This window comes from Snodgrassella alvi wkB2 (assembly GCF_000600005.1).
Lineage (GTDB): Bacteria > Pseudomonadota > Gammaproteobacteria > Burkholderiales > Neisseriaceae > Snodgrassella > Snodgrassella alvi.
Genome location: NZ_CP007446.1, coordinates 1,827,550 through 1,850,510, shown reverse-complemented (window position 1 = coordinate 1,850,510; position 22,961 = coordinate 1,827,550). Strand labels below are relative to the sequence as shown.

Genomic DNA, 22,961 nt, shown 5'->3' with positions numbered 1-22,961 from the left:
AACTGGCAAAGCCGTTTAGGTGATACTTTGTCCTACTTATTCTCTCCAAAACCATTAGCTCTGGCCTTAACAACGGTTTTTTGTACTTTGCCCGGGTTTGTTCTTGCGGCCTCACCTTTGTCTATGGGCGAAGGAAATGTTTGTACAGCGCCACAGCGACCGAAAAATTTTGTTAAACCTGTACAAAGCAGCGGTGAAGCTAATCCGGGTACTGATGTTACCCGGGTTGTGGCTGACGATGTCAACGGGCAGTCACAGGTTCAGGTACATGCAAAAGGGAGTGTCATTATTGAGCGTAATGATGTCACTTTGAATTCAGACTGGGCTGATTATGATCAGGAAAGCCAGATTGTTAAAGCTGGTGATCACTTTACTTTAGATAATGGTAAGGGACGTGTTACTGGTGAACATGTTACTTACGACATGGCTAAAAGTACGGGTGTCGGTGATGCCGGCCGCTTCGAAATGGAAAATGATAACCGGCGTCTGCAAGGTGTTGGGGACGAGATACAGATGGGTGGTAAAAATCGATATCGTCTGCAAAGTGCTAAATTCAATACCTGTAATCCGGGCGATGACAGCTGGTATATCCGTTCAGGCAGTATTGATCTGGATTATGATAAAAATGTTGGGGTAGCCCGTAATGCAACGCTGGTATTTGGCGGTGTTCCTCTGTTTTATACACCATGGATCGATTTTCCGTTAAACGGCAATCGTAAAAGCGGGTTTCTGACGCCTACACTTAAAGGAGGATCTGACGGCTTTGAAATAATGGCTCCTTATTATCTGAATCTAGCTCCTAATTATGATGCAACTATCCGGCCGCATTTTATTAGCAGCCGTGGTCTACAGCTGGGTGGTGATTTCCGTTACCTGCAGCCGACTTATCAGGGACAGATTAGTGCTGACTGGGTGCCGAATGATCAGAAAAGCAGTCACAAAAATCGTGCTGAAATTGATTTTACCCATTCCCAGAGATTAGCAAAGGGATTAACCGGCGGTATTGACTATCATCAGGTCTCAGATGATGATTACCGGCGTGATTTCTGGAGCGGAGATAATGGCAGTTCTAATCTGAACCGGCAGGCATGGCTGAATTACCACCGAGATTTATGGGGCGGGACATTTGATGGCAGTTTAATGGTGCAAAAATATCAGACACTGGCCTCAATCAGTGGATATAAGGATCAGCCTTACTCACGTTTACCTCGTTTATCTGCTACGTGGAACCGTTATTTTGGTAATCATTACGCAGTCAATGTCTATGCTGAAGCAACCCGTTTTGAGGGCAGGGAAACTGGTCATAAAGACTGGTGGATACATAAATATCCCAATGGTACCCGTCTGGTGTTATTGCCAACATTTACTGCTGACTATTCCAATAACTGGGGGTATATCCGGCCAAAACTGAGTTTTCATGCCACTCATTATGATATGAACCGGCAGGATAATCAGGATAGCCGCAGTATGGATCGTGCCGTACCTTTACTTAGTGTGGATTCAGGCGTGACCTTTGAGCGTTTATGGAAAAACAATCGATTAAACAAGGGATATATTCAGACACTGGAACCACGTCTGTTTTATACCTATATACCGCGACGTAATCAGAATGATATGCCTTTGTTTGATACAGCCGAAAACAGTTTTACTTATGATCAGTTATTTCATGAAAACCGTTATTCAGGACAGGACAGAATCAATGCGGCTAATTTTATGACAACGGCGCTGCAATCTCGGATATATGATAGTACTAACGGTATTGAACGTTTCGCAGCCGGTATTGGTCAGCGCTTTTATTTCCGTGATGATAACGTCAAACTGAATGACAACACGCCTAAAAATAAAGAACGCAAACGCTCTGATATGGTGGCTTTTGGACGTGCTGCCCTGAGCGAGCACATCACAGCTGAAACTAACTGGCATTACAATCAGGATTTAAAAACATCTGAAAGTTATAACTTTGGCATCCGCTATACACCGAATGCAGGTAAAACTATCAGTGTTCGCTATAAATATGGTCGTTATGAAAATTTATACGATGATGTTTATGGCAAAATGCGTACAATAGATGTCGGTGTTCAATGGCCGCTAACCCGTAATTACTATCTGGTTGCACGGCAGGATTATGATTTTAATAGTAGTACATCTCTGAATCAGACAGTAGGGATAGAGTACCAGAGTCCATGTCATTGCTGGAGTGCCGGACTGGTAGGTTCCCGCTATACAGATGATTACAAAAAACGCAAAACCGCCGTATTATTCCAATTGCAGTTGCGTGACCTGACAGGTATGGGAAATGGTTCCCTCAATCAGCTCACTTCACAAATTCCCGGTTACAGCAATACTTATGAGGTAAAACATTAATGAAAAAGATACATTCTTGGCTGGCAGCAACTATGCTGGCTGTAGTATTGCCTTCGGCAATGGCATTGGATATCAAACCAGTTGATAACATTGTGGCAGTTGTCAATGATGATGTAATAACACGTCGCGAGCTGGACTTAGTAGCAGCCCAGATGCGTTCACAGTTACCAAAAGGACAAAATATCAGTAATGCAGATTTACACGAGCAGGCACTTGCACAGCTGATACGTAAGGATTTACTGGTGCAAGCTGCCAAGCGCTCCAATATCCGCCTGACTAATGCCGATGTAAACGAAGCAATTGAACTGTTTGCTTCACAACGCCATATGACAGTTAAAGAGCTGATTCAGCGCATTGCTAAAGAAGGTGTGAATGAAGATCAGCTGCGCCGCACCATAACGGAAAACCTGCTGGCACAGAAAATTGAACAAAGTGAAGTAATGGGCAAAAGTCAGGTCAGTGATGCAGAGGTAGATGATGCTATTGCACGTGCCCAGCAGGAAGGGCGACCATTGCCGCCACCGGTTACAGCCTATTCCTATCATGTGCAACATATTCTGTTGAAAAACGATAACGATATCACACGAAAACTGATTGAACAGATTGCTCAGCAGGCACGTTCCGGTGCCTCATTCGATCAGCTGGCACGGCAGTATTCTCAGGATGGCAGTGCACAAAATGGCGGAGATCTGGGCTGGATTATCGATGGTGAGACTGTGCCGCCATTCGAAGCTGCGGTGAAATCATTGCAGCCGGGTCAGATATCCATGCCGGTGCGTACTCAGTTTGGCTGGCACGTAATCCGTCTGGTGGCTGTCAGAAGCAATGACAGCCCGCAAGAACGTCAGCGTAACGGGATGCGTGCAGTACTGGTACAGGAAAAACGCGAAATTCTACTGCAAAATTTCCTGAAACAGTTACATGATCAAGCCTATATCAGTATTCGTCCTTTGGATTAACTGCATAAAAACAACTTTTCTGCAATGCGTGCAGCCGGTATCAGTGTCGAAATGTCGAGTTTGTATATTCTGATAGCTAAGTATTTTTTATTGATTTTTCTGTGAAAAATATCATTATAATTCTGGCTTATTTTTATGAAGAATCAGTTAATTATTGCTGTTACTAGCGGAGAGCCGGCAGGTATCGGGCCAGATATCTGTCTGGATCTGGCCAGCCAGGACTGGCCGCAACGCATTGTGGTATTGGGAGATATGCAATTATTGCAGCAGCGTGCGGCACAACTGAATAAAAAAATTACCATACAGGCTTATCAGCCAGATAGTAACAAACCTGTATCCGGAGTACTGGAAGTTTGTCATATTCCAGTTCAGGTATCTGTTCAGGCAGGAAAATTAAACATACAAAATGCTGCTTATGTATTGCAATTACTGGACAGAGCATATACTGGCATAGAACAGGGTGAATTTGCTGCTATAGTCACTGCTCCGGTTCATAAAGGAATTATCAACGATAGCGGTATTGCTTTTAGCGGCCATACGGAATATCTGGCTGCTAAAAGTACTACTTCTCAAGTAGTAATGATGCTTGCCGGTGGCGGTCTGAGAGTGGCTTTAGCCACTACGCACTTACCACTGCGGGCAGTAGCAGATACCCTGACACTTGAATTATTAACCGAAGTACTAACTATTCTGCATCATGATTTGCAGACAAAATTCGGGCTGATACAGCCGCGTATTCTGGTTGCCGGTCTCAATCCGCATGCTGGTGAAGGCGGTCATCTTGGAAATGAAGAAAATGATATTATTATTCCGGTAATCAGCCAGTTACAACAGCAGGGTATGCAAATAACCGGACCATTTCCGGCAGATACACTGTTTCAGCCTTTCATGCTTGAACAGGCTGATGCTGTTCTGGCTATGTATCATGATCAGGGATTGCCGGTATTAAAATATGCAAGTTTTGGAGAGGGCGTTAATATCACTCTGGGACTGCCTTTTATCCGCACCTCAGTGGATCATGGTACTGCGCTGAATCTTGCCGGTACTGGTGAAGCAACCTGCAGCAGTTTATTTGCAGCAATTCATGCTGCAGTGGATATGAGCAGACACTGGAAAGCAGAGCAGTAATTACGCACTTGTATTTGATAAATACCAACAGACATCATAAAATCTAAGTTGCTATACGGCATGGGAATTCTCAATATGGCTACGCCGTTTATTGAAATGAAAAATGTGGTTTTCGCTTATGGCGACCGACCCATTTTAAAAAATATTAATTTTAAACTGGAGCAGGGCAGTTTTACCGCTATTATGGGTAGTTCTGGAAGTGGTAAAACAACCTTGTTGCGTTTAATTACCGGTCAGATCAGTGCACAACAGGGGCAAGTATTGATCAATGGTCGTGATATTGCCGAATTCAGTCGTGAAGAACTGTATTACCATCGCCGTAACATGGGCGTATTGTTTCAGTTTGGTGCTTTGTTTACGGATTTATCAGTATTCGATAATGTTGCTTTTCCAATGCGGGAACATACTGATTTGCCGGAAAGCATGATACATGATCTGGTGGTCATGAAACTGAATGCAGTTGGATTACGCGGGGTAGAGCAATTAATGCCGTCCGAGCTTTCCGGTGGTATGGCAAGACGAGTAGCACTGGCTCGTACAATTGCACTTGATCCGGCATTATTGCTATATGATGAACCATTTACCGGCCTGGATCCGATTTCACTCGGGGTAATAGCCAGTCTGGTAAGTAAGGTCAATAAAGCCTTACAAACTACCAGTGTAATGGTGACACATGATATCCAGCAATCTCTGGATATTGCCAGCCATGTGGTTTTTCTGGCACACGGTGAAATTATTTTTTCCGGTTCACCGCAACAAATGCGTGAACTGGATTCACCATGGATAAATCAGTTTATTCATGGTCAGGCAGACGGCCCGGTAGCATTTCGTTATCCGGCTACCACCACCTTACAACAGGATTTAGACATCGCGTGATGAAAGCAATCGAGCAACTGGGTGCAAAAACCCTGAGTTTTGTCCAGCATCTGGGGCGGGCAGCATTATTTCTGCTTGCCGCCTTGCTGCGCAGCGGAACAGTTTTACGTCGTCCGCGCCTGATGATCCGGCAAATGTATTTTTCCGGTGTTCTTTCTATTATCATTATCGCAGTATCAGGACTGTTTGTCGGAATGGTACTGGGGTTACAGGCCTACACACAGCTGGCTAAATTTAAATCTGCAGATATTCTTGGTTATATGGTGGCTGCCGCCATGCTGCGCGAGCTTGGTCCGGTATTGGCTGCGATACTGTTTGCCAGCAGTGCCGGTGGTGCAATGACCAGTGAAATAGGTTTAATGAAAACCACTGAACAACTGGAAGCCATGAATGTCATGGCTATTGATCCGGTGGCGAGAGTTATCGCCCCACGTTTTTGGGCAGGTGTACTTTCCATGCCTTTACTGGCTTCAATATTTAATGTGGCCGGCGTTTATGGTGCTTATCTGATTGGCGTAAAATATTTTGGCATGGATAACGGCGTATTCTGGGGTCAAATGCAGAATAATCTTGATTTTTACTACGATGTTGTAAATGGTTTAATTAAATCATTGGTATTTGGCGTAGTTGTTACTCTGATAGCTGTTTATCAGGGGTTTTATGCAAAACCGACATCAGAAGGTATTTTGCGCGCCAATACACGTACTGTTGTATCCAGCTCATTAACTATTCTGGCAGTGGATTTTATGCTGACCGCTCTGATGTTTACCAAATAGGGTGCAGATTAACAAGGTAATGATATGAAAAAAAACAGTCTGGAAATGCTGGTTGGTCTATTTGTTTTAATAGGCATAGTGGCAATTCTATTTTTATCTTTTCGGGTAGCCGGCGGTAATGGTATCGGCTCTTCCCAGCCTACATATACTTTATCGGCCTCGTTCAGCGATATTGGCGGTTTAAAAACACAGGCGCCTGTCAAAGCAGCCGGTGTTGTGGTTGGCCGGGTAGACAGAATTGTACTTGATCCGAAAACTTACTGGGCTAAAGTGACTTTAAAAATTGATAAACAGTACCAGTTTAGTACTGACACTTCAGCGCAGATTCTGACTTCAGGTTTGCTTGGCGACCAGTATATCGGACTGGAGCAAGGCGGCGACCCGGATAATCTGGCCGATGGGGATAATATTACTATTACCAGTTCAGCTTTGGTGCTGGAACAGTTAATTGGTAAATTTATGACCAGTTTTGCTGAGGGTAATGCCAAAAGCGATAATAAAAAAACAGATACTGCTGCTTCTGCAAGTGAATAAGTAAAAGTAACAGTAGATAAACAAATTTGATTTAATTAAAGGAATATATTAATGAAACTGAATAAATCTTCATTTTTCGGGGCGGTAAGTATTGCGATTATGAGCATTAGTATGGCATTTGCTTCACCACAGCAGGCAGTAAGCCAGCTTAAAGACAATGCTACTCAGGTATTGAATATTTTAAGTTCAGCCAATGGTAAAAATGATAATCAGGTACGCCGTCAGGCTGAAAACTATGCAATTCCGTATTTTGATTTTGAGCGCATGACTGCACTGGCGGTAGGTGCTCCGTGGCGTACCGCCAGTACTGCACAGCAGCAGGCATTAACTCAGGAGTTTAAAACCCTGTTAATCCGTACTTATTCCGGCACTATGCTGAAATTTAAAAATGCTCAGGCAAATGTATACAGTAATCCTGTCGTTAATAAGGGCGGACGCGAAATCATTGTGCGTGTAGATGTTACAACACCTAACAGTAAACCAGTACGTATGGATTACACCCTGTATCAGGCTGGCAATATATATCGTATTTACAATGTAGCTGTAGAAGGTGCCAGTCTGGTGACTGTATACCGCAACCAGTTTAATCAGACTATCAGCCAGAAAGGCATAGATGGTTTAGTAGCGGATTTACGTGCCAAAAACGGTAAATAATCATGCAAACCAACGTGCAGGGTAAAACCCTGATGATTCATGACAAGGTAACTATGGGTACAGTAGGAGAAAACGATTTCAAACGTTTCTGTGACTATATCCAAACCGGACAAATAGAAAAAGTGGACGTCAGTGGTGTAACCGAAGCCGATTCTGCCTGCGTGGCATTACTCGTGGCGGCTAAGCGGCTGGCGCACAGACAGAAATTTATGTTGCACATCGCCGGTGTGCCGGCGGGACTCATTACCCTGATGGCACTTTACGGTGTAGAGGAATCATTACAATGAGTAGTAAGAAAAAGTTGCTAACAGGCTGTGTACTGCTTGTGCTCAGTCAGGCTGGCTGGGCGGCAGCAGAACAGACCTATACTTATAAAGATCCGTATGAGGGTTATAACCGGGTGATGTTCAATATTAATGATCATCTTGATCGTTATATCATGACACCGGTTGCCCGCGGTTACCGAAAAGTCACTCCTTCACCTGTGCGTACAGGCGTCAACAACTTTTTCAATAATCTGCGCGATGTAGTAAGTTTTGGCAGTAATCTGCTGCGACTGGATATTGAGAAAGCCAGTACAGATTTCGTGCGCGTTGGTATTAATACTACATTTGGCCTGGGCGGTTTACTGGATATTGCTGATGCAGGCCGGATTCCGAACAACAAAAATACCCTTGGTGATACCTTTGCCTCATGGGGTTGGAAAAACAGTAATTACTTTGTTTATCCTCTTTTGGGTCCGTCGACAGTGCGTGATAGTATCGGAAGTACCATTACTGATGTATTCCCGATAGAAAATGCTATTTTCAAGGAAGATGCTGTACGCTGGAGTCTTACCGGTCTGAATGGAGTGGCCTCGCGTGAAGCATTGCTGGATGTAACCGATAGCTTGAATGATGCCGCACTGGATCGCTATACATACATGCGTGATGTATATATGAAATTGCGTAACAATCAGGTAGGCGGCTCATTGTTTCCGGCAGATGATGACGATGATGACGATATAGATAATCTGGTAGCTCCGGGTAGTGATAATGCCGTTACCCAGCCGGCTTCTGTATCATCAAGTCAATCTGTTAAAAAAGTAACTGAATCAGATGATAATGTTCCGGCAACAACTGATTCAACACCAGATAAAAATACAGGCGACAACTTGACTGAATCTCCGGTTTCAGCAAGTCAGTCCTATTGGAATGTGCATTAAACGTTAGTATTTTATAACAGTAAAAAGTATCATTCCGAAAACTGAAATTCAGATCAGTATAAAACAAGGAATAAGACTATGTATGAAGTTAACCGCAGTGTATTTTTGCTTGTTCCGCTTGAACCATTCTGGGCCTGGTTGCAAAAATTGCCTGATATTGATCTGGAACAGTTATCTCTGGATATTCTGCAACAGGATGCCAATGCCTATCTGACTTCCGCCAGTGAAGATATAGATAGCTTGTGGGTTGAAATCGAACAGCGTTATGAGGATATCTTTGCAGCAGAACTGGCTGACTGGTGTGAGGATGAAAACTTGTGGCCTGATTTGAGCTTTGAAAATTTCAGAAACTGGTTTGGTGTACAATTTTCCACAGTAGTAACTGATCTGGCACAAGAAGAACTGGCGCGTGAAGCTTTTGTACCGATCGCCCTGAGTTAAGCAGTTCAGCTGTTATATCATGAAAAAAGCCAATATTGATATTGGCTTTTTTCTTTAAAACAGTTGTCTGGTATGGATTCTGTGAATTGAAAAACTCATATTGTCATAAAAATTACTGTATAAATTTTAAAATATCTAACTATATTTAATATAATCAATTAAAATTACCTATCGTAATCTTGCAATCAGTTTGTATACGATACACAAACGGAATTAAATTATATGCCGTACAGAAATAAATCTGTCTCGCGACGCCGGCTGTTACAGGCAGGCAGTGCTACCTTACTGGGGATAGCTGTGCCGCGTATAGTGCTGGCAGGTGCACAGCGTGAAGAAACCCTTTCTGATGATGTTGCTTCGATCATGCGCAATGCTGTTAATAATGCCAATCCTCCGCGCCTGATTTTTTCTTCGCCTTCAGAGGCCAGCCGCTGGCTAAATGCCATGTCGGGTCGTCTTGCTTTACATATTCCTGATGATTATGCACGTAAACGTTTATTAACCAATATTCAGTATGAATCAATGCGTGCCGGTCTGGATACACAGGTTATACTTGGCCTGATCGAAGTAGAAAGCCGTTTTCGTCAATATGCTATCTCCGGAGTAGGCGCCCGCGGTTTAATGCAGGTAATGCCTTTCTGGGTAAAACAAATTGGTCGTCCGGAACATAACTTATTCGATATTCGCACTAACTTACGTTACGGATGTACTATCCTGCGTTATTATCGAAATCGTGAGAATGGTAATATGGTAAGAGCGCTGGCGCGTTATAATGGTAGCTTGGGGCGTAGTACTTACTCGAATGCTGTTATCAATGCCTGGCAACGGCACTGGCAATGGGCCTGAATTCCCGGCATTCTGCGATATTTGTAATCTTTTAATTATGGGTTGTCATCTTGGACAGCCTGTATTCATTATTAGGAAACCACCATGTCTGTTAATAAAGTCATCCTGGTTGGCCGTCTGGGTCGTGATCCTGAAACACGATATATGCCCAGCGGAGATGCAATAACCAATTTTTCCATAGCTACTGATGAACAGTGGCGTGACCGTAATGGTGAACGCCAGACTCGTACTGAATGGCATAATATTACTCTGTTCGGTAAATTGGGTGAGATAGCCAGCCAGTATTTGCGTAAAGGCAGTCAGGTGTTTATTGAGGGCAGGATTCAGAGCCGTAAATATACCGGTAAAGATGGTATCGAACGCACCGCATACGATATTATCGGCAGTGAAATGAAAATGCTGGGCAGTCGCAATGACAGTGCTTCCGGCTCAGGTAATAGCTATGATCAGATGAATAGCGGAACCAACTACGCACAGGGAGGAGGTAACTATAATCAGGACGGTTATGATGCTGCACCTGCTGCTTCCAGTCCGCCACCGGCAGCTCCGCGCCGTCAGGCACCGCGACCGGCACCTACTCCTGCTCCGGTAGATGATATTGATGACGATATTCCGTTTTAATAACAAAGAATAGCATTGAATCTATTTTAAATTGATAAAAACCTGATAATTTTTATTAATCAATTTTATACCTTTCAGAGAAATATCTTTGAAAGGTATTTTATTTAATGAAATATTAATAATTAGATTGGATAGTGTTTATTTTTATGTTGATTGGCTGTCAATCAGATAAAATAATTAAATTTAGCTCTCAAGTTATAGTCAGGACTATTATTTATATAATAAGTTAATATTTAATGATTAAATAAATGTTTAAAATAAAGCATCTTTATACCAGATTACATGGTCTACCAGAACCCATTGATCCTGTTTTTTCTCATACCAGATAGTTAAATTTTCATCTTGATTGCAAGACCACGTTACTTCTCTGATTATAATGTCTCTGTTTTCAATTTCTTTTTCTGTAAATGTATTTCTTAAACTAATTCTGAATTCTGAAATCACACCATCTCCTTTGCCTAAAATAAAAGTACTATCTGTTAATGGCGGGTATTTTGATACTAAAGTATTAACTGGTATCTGTTGTATTTGATTTAAATTTATATTTTTTTCAGTAATAAATTCTGTATTTACATTCAAAGTATCTGTTTTATAGCTTGCTTCTAATGATTTAGTTTTATTACAGGCAGATAACAATATTACTAATAGCATAGCTACAAAATTTTTATTTATTTTAAATAGATTCATATTGAAATAATTTTGGATTTTTAAACGGGATTATTTGATTAAATATAAAACAAGAGCGAAAGGATATACTAATAGCCTAATTTAAATCTAATTAGCGTAGTGATGTTGAGTATTTTATCAAAAACCAATTAATGTATATATTTTTTAAATAGTTAGTGGCATTATTTTTTATGGTAATTTTGTTCTGATAAATTTCAGCAAAAAATTTATATCTGGTTAATTCTCCTTATCAGGTGAAACTGAATTTTTTAAACTTCATAAAAGAAAGCTGAATTGATTTACTATATATTATGAAATAACTAAAAGATTAGATAACTGAGGCATAAATTAATAAAATAATTAAAATATGTATACATTTGTTGAATATATTTAAATAAAGTTTGGAATTTAGATAAATCTGGCGATGATTGGTTCGATTAATCAGATTAATGAACATACAAAGCCACAGTATTGATGATGAATATTATGGCAAATTAAATTAGCTGATTATTCTATGAAATAGTCGTTATAAACGTTGCTATTTTATACCGGTCTGCTAAAATAGCACCTATGGAACAGCGCAAGCCGCCAAAATCGGGCGGCTTGCTTTTTGTTATTAATACGAAATACCGTTGATGCATTCTGCAACGGTATCTTGGAGAAATATGATGCAAAAAATTCCGTTGACCGTAATTGGTGCTAATTTGCTGAAACAAGAGCTACAAGAGCTTAAAAGTGTAGCTCGGCCGGCTGTAATTGAAGCAATTGCTGAAGCACGTTCGCATGGCGATCTGTCGGAAAATGCAGAATATGAAGCTGCTAAAGAAAAACAGGGCTTTATTGAAGGCAGGATTGCTGAAATTGAGCACAAGCTTTCCCTGGCGCATATTATTGATCCAAAAGAAACCAATGCTGATGGTAAGGTGGTTTTTGGTGCTACAGTGAAAATGCAGGATCTGGAAACCGAAGAAGTAGTGAGTTACCAGATTGTGGGTGAAGATGAGGCAGATATTAAACAGGCTAAAATTTATGTCGGTTCACCTATAGCACGTGCTCTGATTGGTAAAGAAGAGGGTGATGTGGCAGAAGTTCAGGCACCGGGCGGTATTCGCGAATATGAAATTCTTGAAGTGTTTTATATTTAATTTATCTGCATTTAAAAAATTGTTTACTGTTTTACAGAAACTAGCCGGATAAAATAAAAGCGATTCATGTAATGAATCGCTTTTATTTATTCTGCCGGATTCTCTTTGCGGCGGAATAATATTAGTTGTTTGCCAATATGCTGAATTAATTCGGCATGAGTAGCTTTACATAGTTCTTCTGCAATGGCTATACGCGCTGCACGATCGTCACCTGCTACCTGTACTTTAATCAGTTCATGTGCATTAAGATTACGATTGGTTTCGGTGATTACTTCAGTAGTCAGTCCGTGCTGACCAATCAGTACTACTGCATGTAATTGATGTGCACGAGCTTTTAATGCCATTTTTTCTTTACTGTTTAATTTATCTGTTGCCATTTTACTTTCCGGATTAATTACGATCTGATTAGCCTGTTATTCAAGTTAGATTCAGAGTTGAGCTATTTTAAATGAGACAGACGATTTTTTATAGTTGAGAGGTCTTGTATATTTGTATTGAAAATAAAAATTCAAAATCAGTATATTAATAAGGTATTTCTTATTTTAATTAAAATAGTAATTTATAAAACATTCAGGTATATTTAATTTCTGTGATATTTGTTTATTGTTGGTAATATTTATTCTATTTTAATTAGTTAGCAAAAATTAATATCTTTTCCGTTAAGTCATTATAATTATGAAATTTTCGCAGATTTTGTGCCTTGGCATACTGAGAGTTCTGGATACCTTTATTTTCAGATTAGTTGCAGGGCTTGGGTTGTGCGTGGTTTGTCTGCCGTTAGTGTCGCATATATATACTAGAAGCAGCATCAAAAACCAATCTCATTATCCTTTTGAAGTTGCGGTATTTCAGTCTGATGGTACTTTTACTCAGGTAAATTATAGTACTAATAGAGATTTTAAACCGGAAAATACGTCATTTCTGGCCAAATTCCCCAGTGGGCAGGATAAATCATCAGATGGTAATTATTCCTTCAGTTATAAGGTACTTAAAGAGGAGCCACAGCTTCAATTGATTGAGATTGAAACTATTGACCTGGAAAATGATAGAAATACATGGGCAACATATGTTGCTACGGCCGATACTATCATGCCATTGAGTACCAGAATTGAAACCCCTGCTTATCTGCCGCTATGCGCTCTTATAGCTTTTATTCTGGTGCAGCTAATGAAACAATTTATCAGATATGTGCGCTGGTGTTTCACTATGTCAATCTATTCAGATGAGTAATTTACACTACAAAAAAGATTTGGAATAAAACCTGAGGAACAGGTCTGATTAATTGCTGAGTATAGCCGGCGGATAAAATTATTTATGCTGATGAATTTATCTTTTATATAAGGGGAAATGCTGTATTCTGCATCAATTTCACGATACAATGTGGTGATTTTTTCAAGAATTTGCATCATGGGTGTTCGCTCTAAATCTTCCAGTGCATGGCTCAACGAGCATGTTAACGATCATTATGTTCATCTGGCTCAAAAAGAAGGCTACCGTGCACGCGCAGCCTATAAGTTGCTGGAAATCAATGATAAGGATCATCTGATACGACCGGGTGCGGTAGTGGCTGACCTTGGCAGTGCTCCGGGTAGCTGGTCGCAGGTTGCGGCCAGGCTGGCTGGTACGGCAGGACAGGTATTTGCACTGGATATTCTGCCTATGGAACCAGTGACGGGTGTACGTTTTATTCAGGGTGATTTTCGCGAGAATGACGTGCTGGCAAAATTTGAAACTTTGCTGGATGGTTGTGAATTGGATCTTGTAATTTGTGATATGGCACCCAATATGTCTGGCAATAACATTACTGATCAGGCACGCAGTTTTTATCTGGCAGAATTGGGTCTGGAGTTTGCTCAAGCACATCTCAAACCGGGTGGTGATTTTCTGGTGAAGGTGTTTCAGGGAGCAGGTCTGCAAGAGTTTCAGCAGGCTATGAAGGATTGTTTTGCTCAGGTAATGGTTCGCAAGCCGAAAGCATCCCGTGACCGCTCGAGCGAAATTTATTTGCTTGGTCGCGGTAAAAAATAGTAGTTATAGCCAATGCTATATGAAGATGTTGGCTATATTAACTATTCTGAACAACAATTAATTAACCTCCTTAGGAGTTTCTGACAGTGCGGAATACCGTAAAGAATCTTTTGGTCTGGCTGGTGCTGGCGTTAGTATTAATGGCCGCATTCAATGCCATTACTGAGAAAAAAGAGAGTAAACAGCAAATTGAATACTCTCAGTTTATTCAGCAGGTTAACAAGGGTGAGATTGCCAGTGTAAATATTGAAGGTTCAGTGATTAATGGTCTGCAGCTGAAGGGCCAGCGTCATGATAAATCTTCTTTCATTACCAATGCACCGACACCGCTGGAAAATAATTTTGTTAGTAATCTGATAGCGAAAAATATTCGGGTTAATGTGATTCCGGAAGAAAAACCGGGTATTTTGACTAATATGTTTATCAGCATATTACCTATACTGTTGCTGATTGGTGTATTTTTTTATTTCATGCGCTCCACACAAGGCGGCGGAGGCAAGGGTGGCGCCTTTTCTTTTGGTAAAAGCCGTGCCCGATTACTGGATAAAGAGTCTAATAAAACAACCTTTGCTGATGTAGCTGGTTGTGATGAGGCTAAGGAAGAAGTGCAGGAAATTGTGGATTATCTGCGGGCGCCACAGCGTTATCAGACACTTGGCGGACGTGTACCGCGCGGTATTCTGATGTGTGGCAGACCGGGTACAGGTAAGACTTTACTGGCTAAAGCGATTGCCGGCGAAGCTCAGGTGCCGTTTTTCAGTATTTCCGGTTCCGATTTTGTAGAGATGTTTGTTGGTGTGGGCGCATCGCGTGTTCGCGATATGTTTGAGCAGGCAAAAAAGAACGCTCCCTGTCTGATTTTTATCGATGAAATTGATGCGGTAGGACGCCAGCGTGGTGCCGGTTTGGGTGGTGGTAATGATGAACGTGAGCAAACGCTGAATCAGCTGCTTGTGGAGATGGATGGTTTTGAAAGCAATACAACAGTTATTGTGATTGCGGCAACTAACCGTCCGGATGTGCTTGATCCTGCTCTGATGCGACCAGGCCGTTTTGACCGTCAGGTAGTGGTACCGTTACCGGATATCCGCGGACGTGAACAGATTCTGAAAGTACATGCTGCTAAAGTGCCTCTGGATAAATCAGTGGATTTACCTGTGCTGGCACGTGGTACTCCGGGTTTTTCCGGCGCTGATTTAGCCAATCTGGTAAATGAGGCTGCTCTGTTTGCAGGTCGTCGGAATAAGACCAAAGTAGACATGAGTGACTTTGAAGATGCTAAAGATAAGATTTACATGGGTCCTGAACGCCGTTCCATGGTTATGCATGAGGATGAGAAAAAAGCCACTGCTTATCATGAATCAGGTCACGCTGTTGTTGCCGAAACACTGGATTTTACAGATCCGGTACATAAAGTAACGATTATGCCCCGCGGGCGTGCACTTGGTCTGACCTGGCAGCTGCCGGAACGTGACCGCATCAGTATGTATGAAGATCAGATGCTTAATGAGATTTCAATTCTGTTTGGTGGTCGTATAGCTGAACAGTTGTTTATTGGTCGTGTGTCTACTGGTGCTTCTAATGACTTTGAACGTGCTACTCAGATTGCGCGTGATATGGTAACCCGTTATGGTATGTCCAAAAAAATGGGACCAGTAGTATATGGTGAAAATGAAAATGAAGTGTTTCTCGGGCGCTCTGTAACGCAATCGAAAAATATTTCTGAAAAAACCATGCAGGAAGTAGATGCTGAAGTACGTCGCATCCTTGATGAGCAGTATGAAATTGCTTATAAAATTCTGGATGAGAATCGCGATAAGATGCATACCATGGCTAAGGCTCTGATTGAATGGGAAACCATTGACCGTGATCAGGTACTGGAAATTATGGCCGGTAAGCAGCCTAGTCCGCCAAAAGATTTCAGTGAAAATATAGTTAAGGATGGCGATACTGAGCAGCCGTTAGCTGAGACTGAAACTGAAGCTAAGACTGATGCGGTAGCTGAAACCGAAACAGGTGCTAAAGCGGATGGAGCAACTCAATCCGAAACTAAAGCTGATGCTGTGGCTGAGGATGCAGATAATACTGAATCTAAAGCATCTGCACCTGAACAGAAATCACAGGACTAATTAATGTAGTTATATGATTTTTAACGGCAGCAATAGCTGCCGTTTTTTCTATGTTTTATCTGAAAATAAGAGGCACAAAATATAATAGTAATACTGAAAATAGTTATTCTGGTATATAGGTATATGCTATTTTGGTTTATCTGAATTGTTGAAAATCATGGTAATTTGAGGCAGGAAGATTCTGTATTATGTAAATGATAAAATACTGGCAAAAGCTGGTGTGATAAATTCAGCCAAACGGTTCATTCATGAAAGTAGTAAATCAATATTTCCCGTGGGGGCAAATATTCTTTCATTTATTAATCTGGCTGGTTTTAAAATAGATGAATTTATAAATTGAATATTTCTCTATTATTATCAGTTATAAATGTGAAATCAGAGCAATTATGATGGTTATATTGAGTCCGGATTATTTATATAACTCAGATAATGACAGGATATTTAAATCTTGAGATTTATCAATTTATTTTTACATCAAGGTATTCTGTCTTAGTTCTGATAGCAATTCTGGTTGTAGTTCAATATATATCTTTGCTAATTTCAATATTTTTTGATTTGCAATGATTTTTAATAGATTTTATGTTTTTGTTATTTTCAGTGAGTCTGAATTTGTACTTTGCGAATAAAAAATCGAGATGCGAAGAGAAATAACTTTATCTGGCTGAGCAGAATTTATTGTTAGTATTATGGGTTTAACCACAAATACAGACTGTATGATTATTTGATAAATGTTAAGAGATTATGATTTAAGTATGGATAATTCTGGTCAAAATTACTGGCAGTGCGGGCGTTTTCAAATTGATTTGGCTCAGCCGAAAATTATGGGAATCGTCAATTTAACGCCGGATTCATTTTCAGATGGCGGAAGTTACAGTACTTCTCTGACTCTGGCATTAAAGCATGCGGAACAGTTATTAAAGGATGGGGCGGATATTCTGGATATTGGCGGAGAGAGCTCCCGTCCCGGATCTGATTTTGTTTCACCTCAGGATGAGTGGAAGCGTATTGAGCCGGTATTAACAGAGTTGGTTACCTGGAATGTACCATTAACTGTTGATACACGCCGCACATGGGTAATGAGTCAGTTACTTGAGCAGCAACTGGTTGACGGAATAAATGATATTCAGGCACTGGAAGATGCTGGTGCAGTGGATTTACTAGCGCAGCAGCAGAATATTGGTGTGTGTCTGATGCATATGCAGGGACAGCCGGAAAATATGCAGCATAATCCTGAATATCAGGATGTGGTTACTGAAGTTGGTCAGTATTTGCAGCAACGGGTATCTGTGTGTGAACAGGCTGGGATTGAACGTTTGCGTCTGACAATAGATCCGGGTTTTGGTTTTGGTAAGAGTCTTCAGCATAATATTGCATTAATGCAGCACTTTGCAGACTGGCATGCGGCCGCCGGTTGTCCGGTACTGATTGGGGTATCACGTAAAACGATGATTGGTTTACTGACTGATGAAACTGAACCAAGACAACGGGTTGTTGGAAGTGTGGTGGCGGCAGTAGCAGCCGTGGCACGCGGTGCAGCAATTATACGGGTACATGATGTACGTGAAACACGTCAGGGTTTACAGGTATGGGCGGCCCTGGGCGGAAGTATTTAACAAGATAGGTTGCAGATTGTCAGCAGACGCGGGCTGCGTTTTTATTATGTAATCTGAGTAGAGTTTAATCGGATTCAGATTTATTGTGAACCAGATAGTTTTCAAATAACATTTTATTTACTGACTGAACAGCTATGCCTGTTCTACAATAATAGTCTTGAATTAATCGGTCGGAGCAGGTGATGGCAAAAAAATATTTTGGTACTGACGGGGTGCGTGGTGAAGTTGGTAAGTTTCCGGTAACCCCCGAATTTGTACTGAAATTAGCGTATGCTGCCGGACATGTACTGGTACAACATGGAACTGATCATCAGCCTACTGTGCTGATTGGTAAAGATACAAGAATTTCCGGTTATATGCTGGAAGCAGCAATGGAAGCCGGCTTTACAGCAGCAGGGGTAAATGTACTGCTTACCGGACCATTACCTACACCGGGTGTGGCTTATTTAACCCGTGCACTGCGTTTGGATTGCGGGGTGATGATATCTGCTTCACATAATGCTTATCATGATAATGGTATTAAATTTTTTGCAGAAGGCGGAGTCAAGTTAAGTGATATTCTGGAGCTGGAAATTGAAGCAGAGCTGGAAAAGCCGGTAAAAACTGTCCCCTCCAGCGAACTTGGCCGCGCACGGCGCATAAATGGTGCTGTTGACCGTTATATTGAGTTTTGTAAATCTACTTTTCCGAATCATTTGAATTTGCGCGGTTTGAAGCTGGTGGTAGATACGGCAAATGGTGCAGCCTATGCTGTGGCACCTAAGGTATTTCATGAGCTGGGTGCAGATGTGGTCTGCATCGGCGATCAGCCGGATGGTTATAATATCAATCTGAAAATCGGTGCGACATATACTAAGTCACTACAGGCAGCAGTGTTACAGAATGAAGCCGATTATGGTATTGCGCTGGATGGTGACGGCGACAGGCTGATGATGGTAGATAAATTCGGCAAAGTCTATGATGGGGATGCGCTGATTTATGTAATTGCCAAAGCTCGTGCTGCAGCAGGCTGTCTGGATGGCGGTGTAGTGGGGACGGTTATGACCAATCTTGCTATGGAACTGGCGTTTAAGCGGCTGGGCATTGACTTTGTCCGCGCTAAAGTAGGCGACCGTTATGTTCTGGAACAGCTGCATCAGCATCAGTGGTCACTGGGGGGAGAAGCTTCCGGTCATATAGTTTGTCTGGATAAGCATAATACCGGTGATGGAATTATTGCAGCTTTACAGGTCTTTGCAGCCTTACAGGTTTTACAGCAGGATTTAGCCAGTATACTTACTGACTGGCAGCCTTTTCCGCAAACTATGATTAATGTTCATATTGAGCCTGATCAGGACTGGCAGAGTATTGCGGCGCCGGTAGCTGATGAGGTGATGAAACAGCTCGGAGATAATGGACGTGTGGTACTTCGCCCGTCAGGAACAGAACCGGTGGTGCGGGTTATGGTAGAAGCTCGTCAGACTGAAGTTGCGCGTCAGGCAGCTGAAAAAATTGCCAATGCAATTAAGTCGGGTTTGGCAGAATAAATCTGTCTGACAGGAATAAAAAAAGAACGGGCATTTTATGTTTGCATTGCTGGAAGCTTTTTTTACTGAGTATGGCTATGCAGCGGTATTTCTGGTATTGGTCGCCTGCGGCTTTGGTGTGCCGATACCGGAAGACGTAACGCTGGTTGCCGGTGGTGTTATTGCCGGACTGGGACATGCGCATATTCATACCATGTTTATGGTAGGTATGGCCGGTGTTCTGGTAGGTGATGGTATGATGTTTAGTGCCGGACGCGTATTTGGGCATCGTATTCTGAAATTTCGTTTTGTTCAGCGGGTAATGACGCCTAGGCGCTATGCTCAGGTACAGGATAAATTTGACAAATATGGTAGCTGGGTATTATTTATTGCCCGTTTTCTGCCCGGTTTGCGTACCCCGATTTATATTACCGCCGGTATCAGCGGGAAAGTTTCTATACCGAAATTTTTGCTGATGGATGGTCTGGCCGCAATGATTTCAGTACCCGTGTGGGTGTATCTGGGTGAATATGGTGCGGAAAATATTGACTGGCTGATGCATAAGGTGCATCAGTTCCAGGCAGTTGTGTATGTTGTGATTGGCGTTGGTGCACTGGCACTAGTCTATTACTGGTGGAAAAAGCGTCAGCGTATCCAGTTTTTTAAACGTAAAATTGCTGAAATTCGTCAGCGCAGGCGCAATCGTAAGCAGCAAAAACAAAATTTGAAGTAATACGCCTGAAATAAAGAAAAAGACAGTTGAGAAAACTGTCTTTTTTTATTTATGGCCGCTATATTAATTTATTATTTTTTTTCGCCGATTTTACCTTCACGACCGCTGAACAGATTTTTGATATTGCTTTTATGCCGGTAAAGAACCAGTATATCAATCACTATAACAGCAATTACCCAGCTTAACTGAGGCATAAACCACCAGGCAGCAAACGGGCTGATCAGAGTAGCTATTAATGCAGCCAGTGAAGATACTTTGAAACCAAAGGCCATAATCAGCCATACTGCTGCACAAATAAGTGCAGTAGGCCATGATAAAGCCAGGAGTACACCCAGTGCAGTAGCTACGCCTTTACCACCTTTAAATTTGAAAAATACCGGCCACATGTGGCCAATGAGAACCACTACGGCAATTATGGCAATGGTATTGCTGTCCAGTTGCCAGACCGTCTGATAGTGTTTTGCCAGCCAGACGGCCAGCCAGCCTTTGAGTGCATCGCCTAACAGTGTAAGAGCAGCGGCACTTTTTTTGCCTGTACGCAAAACATTGGTAGCACCGGGATTGCCGGAACCATAGCTGTGCGGGTCGGGCATACCCATACAGCGTGAAACAATAACGGCAAAAGACAGAGAGCCCAGTAAATAGGCACCGATAATTGCAAGGTAATTGACCATAAAGCGGTTTCTTTAGTCTACAATCTGAGGGTTTGCATTTTAGCTCAGTAGGTTGGACATGGATACTATCTTTTTACACGGCATGACTGCGCAAACGCTGATTGGGGTATATCAGTGGGAGCGGCAGCAACAGCAAACATTGTTGCTGGATGTGGATATTGGTACAGATTTTCAGCAGGCAGCGCAAAGCGATAATATTGACGATACGATTCACTATGCCAGAGTGGCTGATGATTTGCGAGAGGCACTTGCTGAACAGGAATTTTTGTTACTGGAAGCTCTGGCAGAGTATGTGGCGCAGTTTATATTGAACCGTTACAGGGCATTATGGGTGCGGGTGAAAGTAGTGAAGCCGGGTATTCTTGCTGGTATTAAGGAAGTGGGCGTACAGATTGAACGCCGGAATACCCAATTGTGATAATAATCTGTTTTTCCTGCTAAAGGACAAGATATGAATACACCGGTCTGGACTGTGGCACAGATGAAAGCATGGGAGGATACACAGAATCGAAAAGGTTTGAGTTATGCCCGAATGATGGAACATGCAGGAAGCCGTGCAGCCAAGGATTTATTATGTCGGTTTCGTTCCCCGCAGCATACACTGATACTGTGTGGTAAAGGGAATAATGCAGGCGACGGGCTGGTACTGGCCCGAGTATTGTCTTTACATGGCTGGCCGGTAACGATTTTGTTTTTACAGGGACAGCAATTATCAGCTCTTGCAGAAGCCAACCGGAAATGTCTGCCGGTTACTGTAGATTGTATTGATGTTTCGCAATTGCATACTGTGCTGCCGTCTGTGCATCTGGTTGTGGATGCTGTTTATGGTACTGGTTTCCATGGTGAGTTACCTCAGGCTATTGAACGTTGTTTTGCCGTAGTCTCTCAGGCAGATGTGTTTAAGGTGGCGCTTGATATGCCCAGTGGTGTGGCTGGAGATGGCGAAGAAATAGCTGCCGGAAGTTTTCAGGCACAGCTTACTTATGCTTTTCAGGCCCTGAAACCGGCACATTGTCTGGAGCAGGTAAGACAGTTATGCGGAGAAATAGTACGTATTGATTTACTGGATTAGTGTTGATGGTTTTGCCTGCTCCATACCTGATAGCATTGAGCCAGGTGTAATAGCATGCATGCAGTAGCTCCCCAGATATGCCGGTTCTGATAATGTAAATGATATACCTTAAGCTTAAGTTGCTGATATTGAGTAATACTATGCTGGTATAGCCCGCTATCCAGAACAACAGATAAGGGTACAGGGAATATTTCGCTAACTTCTGACGAGTTGAGCTGCCAGTGCAGAGATGAATTGGTCCAGGCCAGAACAGGAACAACTTTGAAACCGCTGGGCAGATAGCATTGAGGTAAGGTTCCGACCAGCTGCCACTGATTACGAATCAGTCCGGTTTCTTCTTCGCTTTCGCGAAATGCTGCACTGATGCTGCTTTCATTATTTTCCAGTTTGCCTCCGGGAAAAGCGATTTGCCCGCGGTGCTGGCGTAGTTGCTGACTGCGCTGAGTAAGCCAGATTTGCGCGTTACCATGATTCCAGTCAACAGGCATCAGCACCGCAGCGCAGCGAAAATTAACGGGCAGATGCTGTAATGCATCCTGGCGCTGATTAAGTATGGCAGGCAGTGTACTGGTGCTTGCGTAATGTAAAAACTGTTTCAGCTTATCAGGTGTAGTAAACATTTTAATGATGCCAGACTGTTCTTTTTTCAGGTTACTGAGTAATTTATATATCGTTCAGACATAAATGACCAGAATAATTTTAAGGAGGATTAATCAGTGGTTACCAGAGAGTGATTGAAGCACTGAAGTACTTAGGCGGAGCTGGCTGGCTAAGGATGTCAGTAAATAAATATGAGCAGGAGTTGAAAACATCCGGAAGTATGCTTTATACCTGGCAATATGATTTACGTTGGGCTGCTCAGCAATTGCGTAATGAGAAAAAGTTAAAACCAGTTCATAAACGGCGTGATTTACCGTGGGAACTGGTTTAATTTTAAAACAGTAAAATTGGTTTGCAGTTAAGTAAATAGCGATGGCGGACAGTTGCAGTATT

The 22,961-nt window shown here is 42.2% G+C and carries 26 protein-coding genes; 22 read left to right on the top strand and 4 right to left on the bottom strand.

Annotation, left to right across the window (positions count from 1 at the left end; translation table 11 throughout):
• The first annotated feature begins 27 nt into the window (after positions 1-27).
• The 12 genes from SALWKB2_RS08370 (at position 28) to SALWKB2_RS08315 (ending at position 10,403) form a co-directional block, all read left to right on the top strand.
• Complete coding sequence (locus SALWKB2_RS08370) at positions 28-2,364, top strand: LPS-assembly protein LptD (RefSeq protein WP_025331225.1); 2,337 nt, start codon at positions 28-30, stop codon at positions 2,362-2,364.
• Entirely contained in the window at positions 2,364-3,323 is a 960-nt protein-coding gene (locus tag SALWKB2_RS08365; RefSeq protein ID WP_025331224.1) for a peptidylprolyl isomerase, read from the top strand. Before SALWKB2_RS08370 ends, SALWKB2_RS08365 begins: the two co-directional genes overlap by 1 nt.
• A 135-nt stretch (positions 3,324-3,458) precedes the next feature.
• A complete protein-coding gene (pdxA, locus tag SALWKB2_RS08360; protein WP_025331223.1) occupies positions 3,459-4,451 on the top strand; it encodes a 4-hydroxythreonine-4-phosphate dehydrogenase PdxA in 993 nt (330 codons plus the stop codon).
• Between the two features lie 75 nt (positions 4,452-4,526).
• Complete coding sequence (locus SALWKB2_RS08355) at positions 4,527-5,327, top strand: ABC transporter ATP-binding protein (RefSeq protein ID WP_025331222.1); 801 nt, start codon at positions 4,527-4,529, stop codon at positions 5,325-5,327.
• Positions 5,327-6,103, top strand: coding sequence for a lipid asymmetry maintenance ABC transporter permease subunit MlaE (gene mlaE / locus SALWKB2_RS08350; protein ID WP_025331221.1), 777 nt, complete (start codon positions 5,327-5,329; stop codon positions 6,101-6,103). The genes SALWKB2_RS08355 and mlaE overlap by 1 nt, the downstream gene beginning before the upstream one ends.
• A 24-nt stretch (positions 6,104-6,127) precedes the next feature.
• On the top strand, positions 6,128-6,637 hold the full coding sequence (gene mlaD / locus SALWKB2_RS08345; protein WP_025331220.1) for an outer membrane lipid asymmetry maintenance protein MlaD: 510 nt from the start codon (positions 6,128-6,130) through the stop codon (positions 6,635-6,637).
• Between the two features lie 57 nt (positions 6,638-6,694).
• Positions 6,695-7,291: an MlaC/ttg2D family ABC transporter substrate-binding protein gene (locus tag SALWKB2_RS08340; protein WP_025331219.1), complete on the top strand. Its 597-nt coding sequence runs from the start codon at positions 6,695-6,697 to the stop codon at positions 7,289-7,291.
• A gap of 2 nt (positions 7,292-7,293) precedes the next feature.
• Entirely contained in the window at positions 7,294-7,578 is a 285-nt protein-coding gene (locus SALWKB2_RS08335) for an STAS domain-containing protein (RefSeq protein ID WP_025331218.1), read from the top strand.
• On the top strand, positions 7,575-8,495 hold the full coding sequence (locus tag SALWKB2_RS08330; RefSeq protein WP_025331217.1) for an MlaA family lipoprotein: 921 nt from the start codon (positions 7,575-7,577) through the stop codon (positions 8,493-8,495). The genes SALWKB2_RS08335 and SALWKB2_RS08330 overlap by 4 nt, the downstream gene beginning before the upstream one ends.
• A 78-nt stretch (positions 8,496-8,573) precedes the next feature.
• On the top strand, positions 8,574-8,936 hold the full coding sequence (locus tag SALWKB2_RS08325; RefSeq protein ID WP_025331216.1) for a hypothetical protein: 363 nt from the start codon (positions 8,574-8,576) through the stop codon (positions 8,934-8,936).
• A gap of 222 nt (positions 8,937-9,158) precedes the next feature.
• Positions 9,159-9,782, top strand: coding sequence for a lytic transglycosylase domain-containing protein (locus SALWKB2_RS08320; RefSeq protein WP_025331215.1), 624 nt, complete (start codon positions 9,159-9,161; stop codon positions 9,780-9,782).
• 84 nt (positions 9,783-9,866) lie between these two features.
• Entirely contained in the window at positions 9,867-10,403 is a 537-nt protein-coding gene (locus SALWKB2_RS08315) for a single-stranded DNA-binding protein (protein ID WP_025331214.1), read from the top strand.
• A gap of 252 nt (positions 10,404-10,655) precedes the next feature.
• On the opposite strand, the gene SALWKB2_RS08310 is transcribed toward SALWKB2_RS08315, so the two are convergent.
• Positions 10,656-11,090: a hypothetical protein gene (locus SALWKB2_RS08310; RefSeq protein WP_025331213.1), complete on the bottom strand. Its 435-nt coding sequence runs from the start codon at positions 11,088-11,090 to the stop codon at positions 10,656-10,658.
• Positions 11,091-11,737: 647 nt separating this feature from the next.
• On the opposite strand from SALWKB2_RS08310, the gene greA reads away from it, so the two are divergent.
• Complete coding sequence (gene greA / locus SALWKB2_RS08305) at positions 11,738-12,214, top strand: transcription elongation factor GreA (RefSeq protein WP_025331212.1); 477 nt, start codon at positions 11,738-11,740, stop codon at positions 12,212-12,214.
• Between the two features lie 86 nt (positions 12,215-12,300).
• Here the strand turns inward: greA and yhbY are convergent, their stop codons facing one another.
• Positions 12,301-12,591: a ribosome assembly RNA-binding protein YhbY gene (yhbY, locus tag SALWKB2_RS08300; RefSeq protein ID WP_025331211.1), complete on the bottom strand. Its 291-nt coding sequence runs from the start codon at positions 12,589-12,591 to the stop codon at positions 12,301-12,303.
• 298 nt (positions 12,592-12,889) lie between these two features.
• Between yhbY and SALWKB2_RS08295 the strand changes: the two genes are divergently transcribed.
• The 6 genes from SALWKB2_RS08295 (at position 12,890) to SALWKB2_RS08265 (ending at position 20,222) form a co-directional block, all read left to right on the top strand.
• Positions 12,890-13,444, top strand: coding sequence for a hypothetical protein (locus SALWKB2_RS08295; RefSeq protein ID WP_025331210.1), 555 nt, complete (start codon positions 12,890-12,892; stop codon positions 13,442-13,444).
• Positions 13,445-13,621: 177 nt separating this feature from the next.
• Positions 13,622-14,242 carry an RlmE family RNA methyltransferase gene (locus SALWKB2_RS08285; protein ID WP_025331208.1) on the top strand — a complete coding sequence of 207 codons (621 nt, stop codon included), beginning with the start codon at positions 13,622-13,624 and terminating at the stop codon, positions 14,240-14,242.
• A gap of 86 nt (positions 14,243-14,328) precedes the next feature.
• On the top strand, positions 14,329-16,371 hold the full coding sequence (ftsH, locus tag SALWKB2_RS08280) for an ATP-dependent zinc metalloprotease FtsH (RefSeq protein WP_025331207.1): 2,043 nt from the start codon (positions 14,329-14,331) through the stop codon (positions 16,369-16,371).
• Between the two features lie 752 nt (positions 16,372-17,123).
• Entirely contained in the window at positions 17,124-17,984 is an 861-nt protein-coding gene (gene folP, locus SALWKB2_RS08275; RefSeq protein ID WP_038649692.1) for a dihydropteroate synthase, read from the top strand.
• Between the two features lie 182 nt (positions 17,985-18,166).
• Positions 18,167-19,510 (top strand): phosphoglucosamine mutase, encoded by a 1,344-nt coding sequence (gene glmM / locus SALWKB2_RS08270; RefSeq protein WP_025331205.1) that lies wholly within the window; start codon positions 18,167-18,169, stop codon positions 19,508-19,510.
• A gap of 37 nt (positions 19,511-19,547) precedes the next feature.
• Positions 19,548-20,222 (top strand): DedA family protein, encoded by a 675-nt coding sequence (locus SALWKB2_RS08265; protein ID WP_025331204.1) that lies wholly within the window; start codon positions 19,548-19,550, stop codon positions 20,220-20,222.
• A 71-nt stretch (positions 20,223-20,293) separates the two neighbouring features.
• On the opposite strand, the gene plsY is transcribed toward SALWKB2_RS08265, so the two are convergent.
• A complete protein-coding gene (gene plsY, locus SALWKB2_RS08260; RefSeq protein ID WP_025331203.1) occupies positions 20,294-20,896 on the bottom strand; it encodes a glycerol-3-phosphate 1-O-acyltransferase PlsY in 603 nt (200 codons plus the stop codon).
• A gap of 58 nt (positions 20,897-20,954) precedes the next feature.
• Here plsY and folB point away from each other — a divergent pair, with 58 nt between their 5' ends.
• Both folB and SALWKB2_RS08250 read left to right on the top strand, forming a co-directional pair.
• A complete protein-coding gene (gene folB, locus SALWKB2_RS08255; protein WP_025331202.1) occupies positions 20,955-21,314 on the top strand; it encodes a dihydroneopterin aldolase in 360 nt (119 codons plus the stop codon).
• A 33-nt stretch (positions 21,315-21,347) separates the two neighbouring features.
• The gene (locus SALWKB2_RS08250; RefSeq protein ID WP_025331201.1) at positions 21,348-21,968 is read left to right on the top strand and encodes an NAD(P)H-hydrate epimerase; all 621 of its coding nucleotides are present in this window, start codon (positions 21,348-21,350) and stop codon (positions 21,966-21,968) included.
• Here SALWKB2_RS08250 and SALWKB2_RS08245 read toward each other — a convergent pair.
• Complete coding sequence (locus SALWKB2_RS08245; protein WP_025331200.1) at positions 21,965-22,588, bottom strand: NUDIX hydrolase; 624 nt, start codon at positions 22,586-22,588, stop codon at positions 21,965-21,967. The genes SALWKB2_RS08250 and SALWKB2_RS08245 overlap by 4 nt on opposite strands.
• A 155-nt stretch (positions 22,589-22,743) precedes the next feature.
• Between SALWKB2_RS08245 and SALWKB2_RS08240 the strand changes: the two genes are divergently transcribed.
• The gene (locus SALWKB2_RS08240; protein ID WP_202806255.1) at positions 22,744-22,899 is read left to right on the top strand and encodes a hypothetical protein; all 156 of its coding nucleotides are present in this window, start codon (positions 22,744-22,746) and stop codon (positions 22,897-22,899) included.
• Positions 22,900-22,961: the final 62 nt, after the last annotated feature.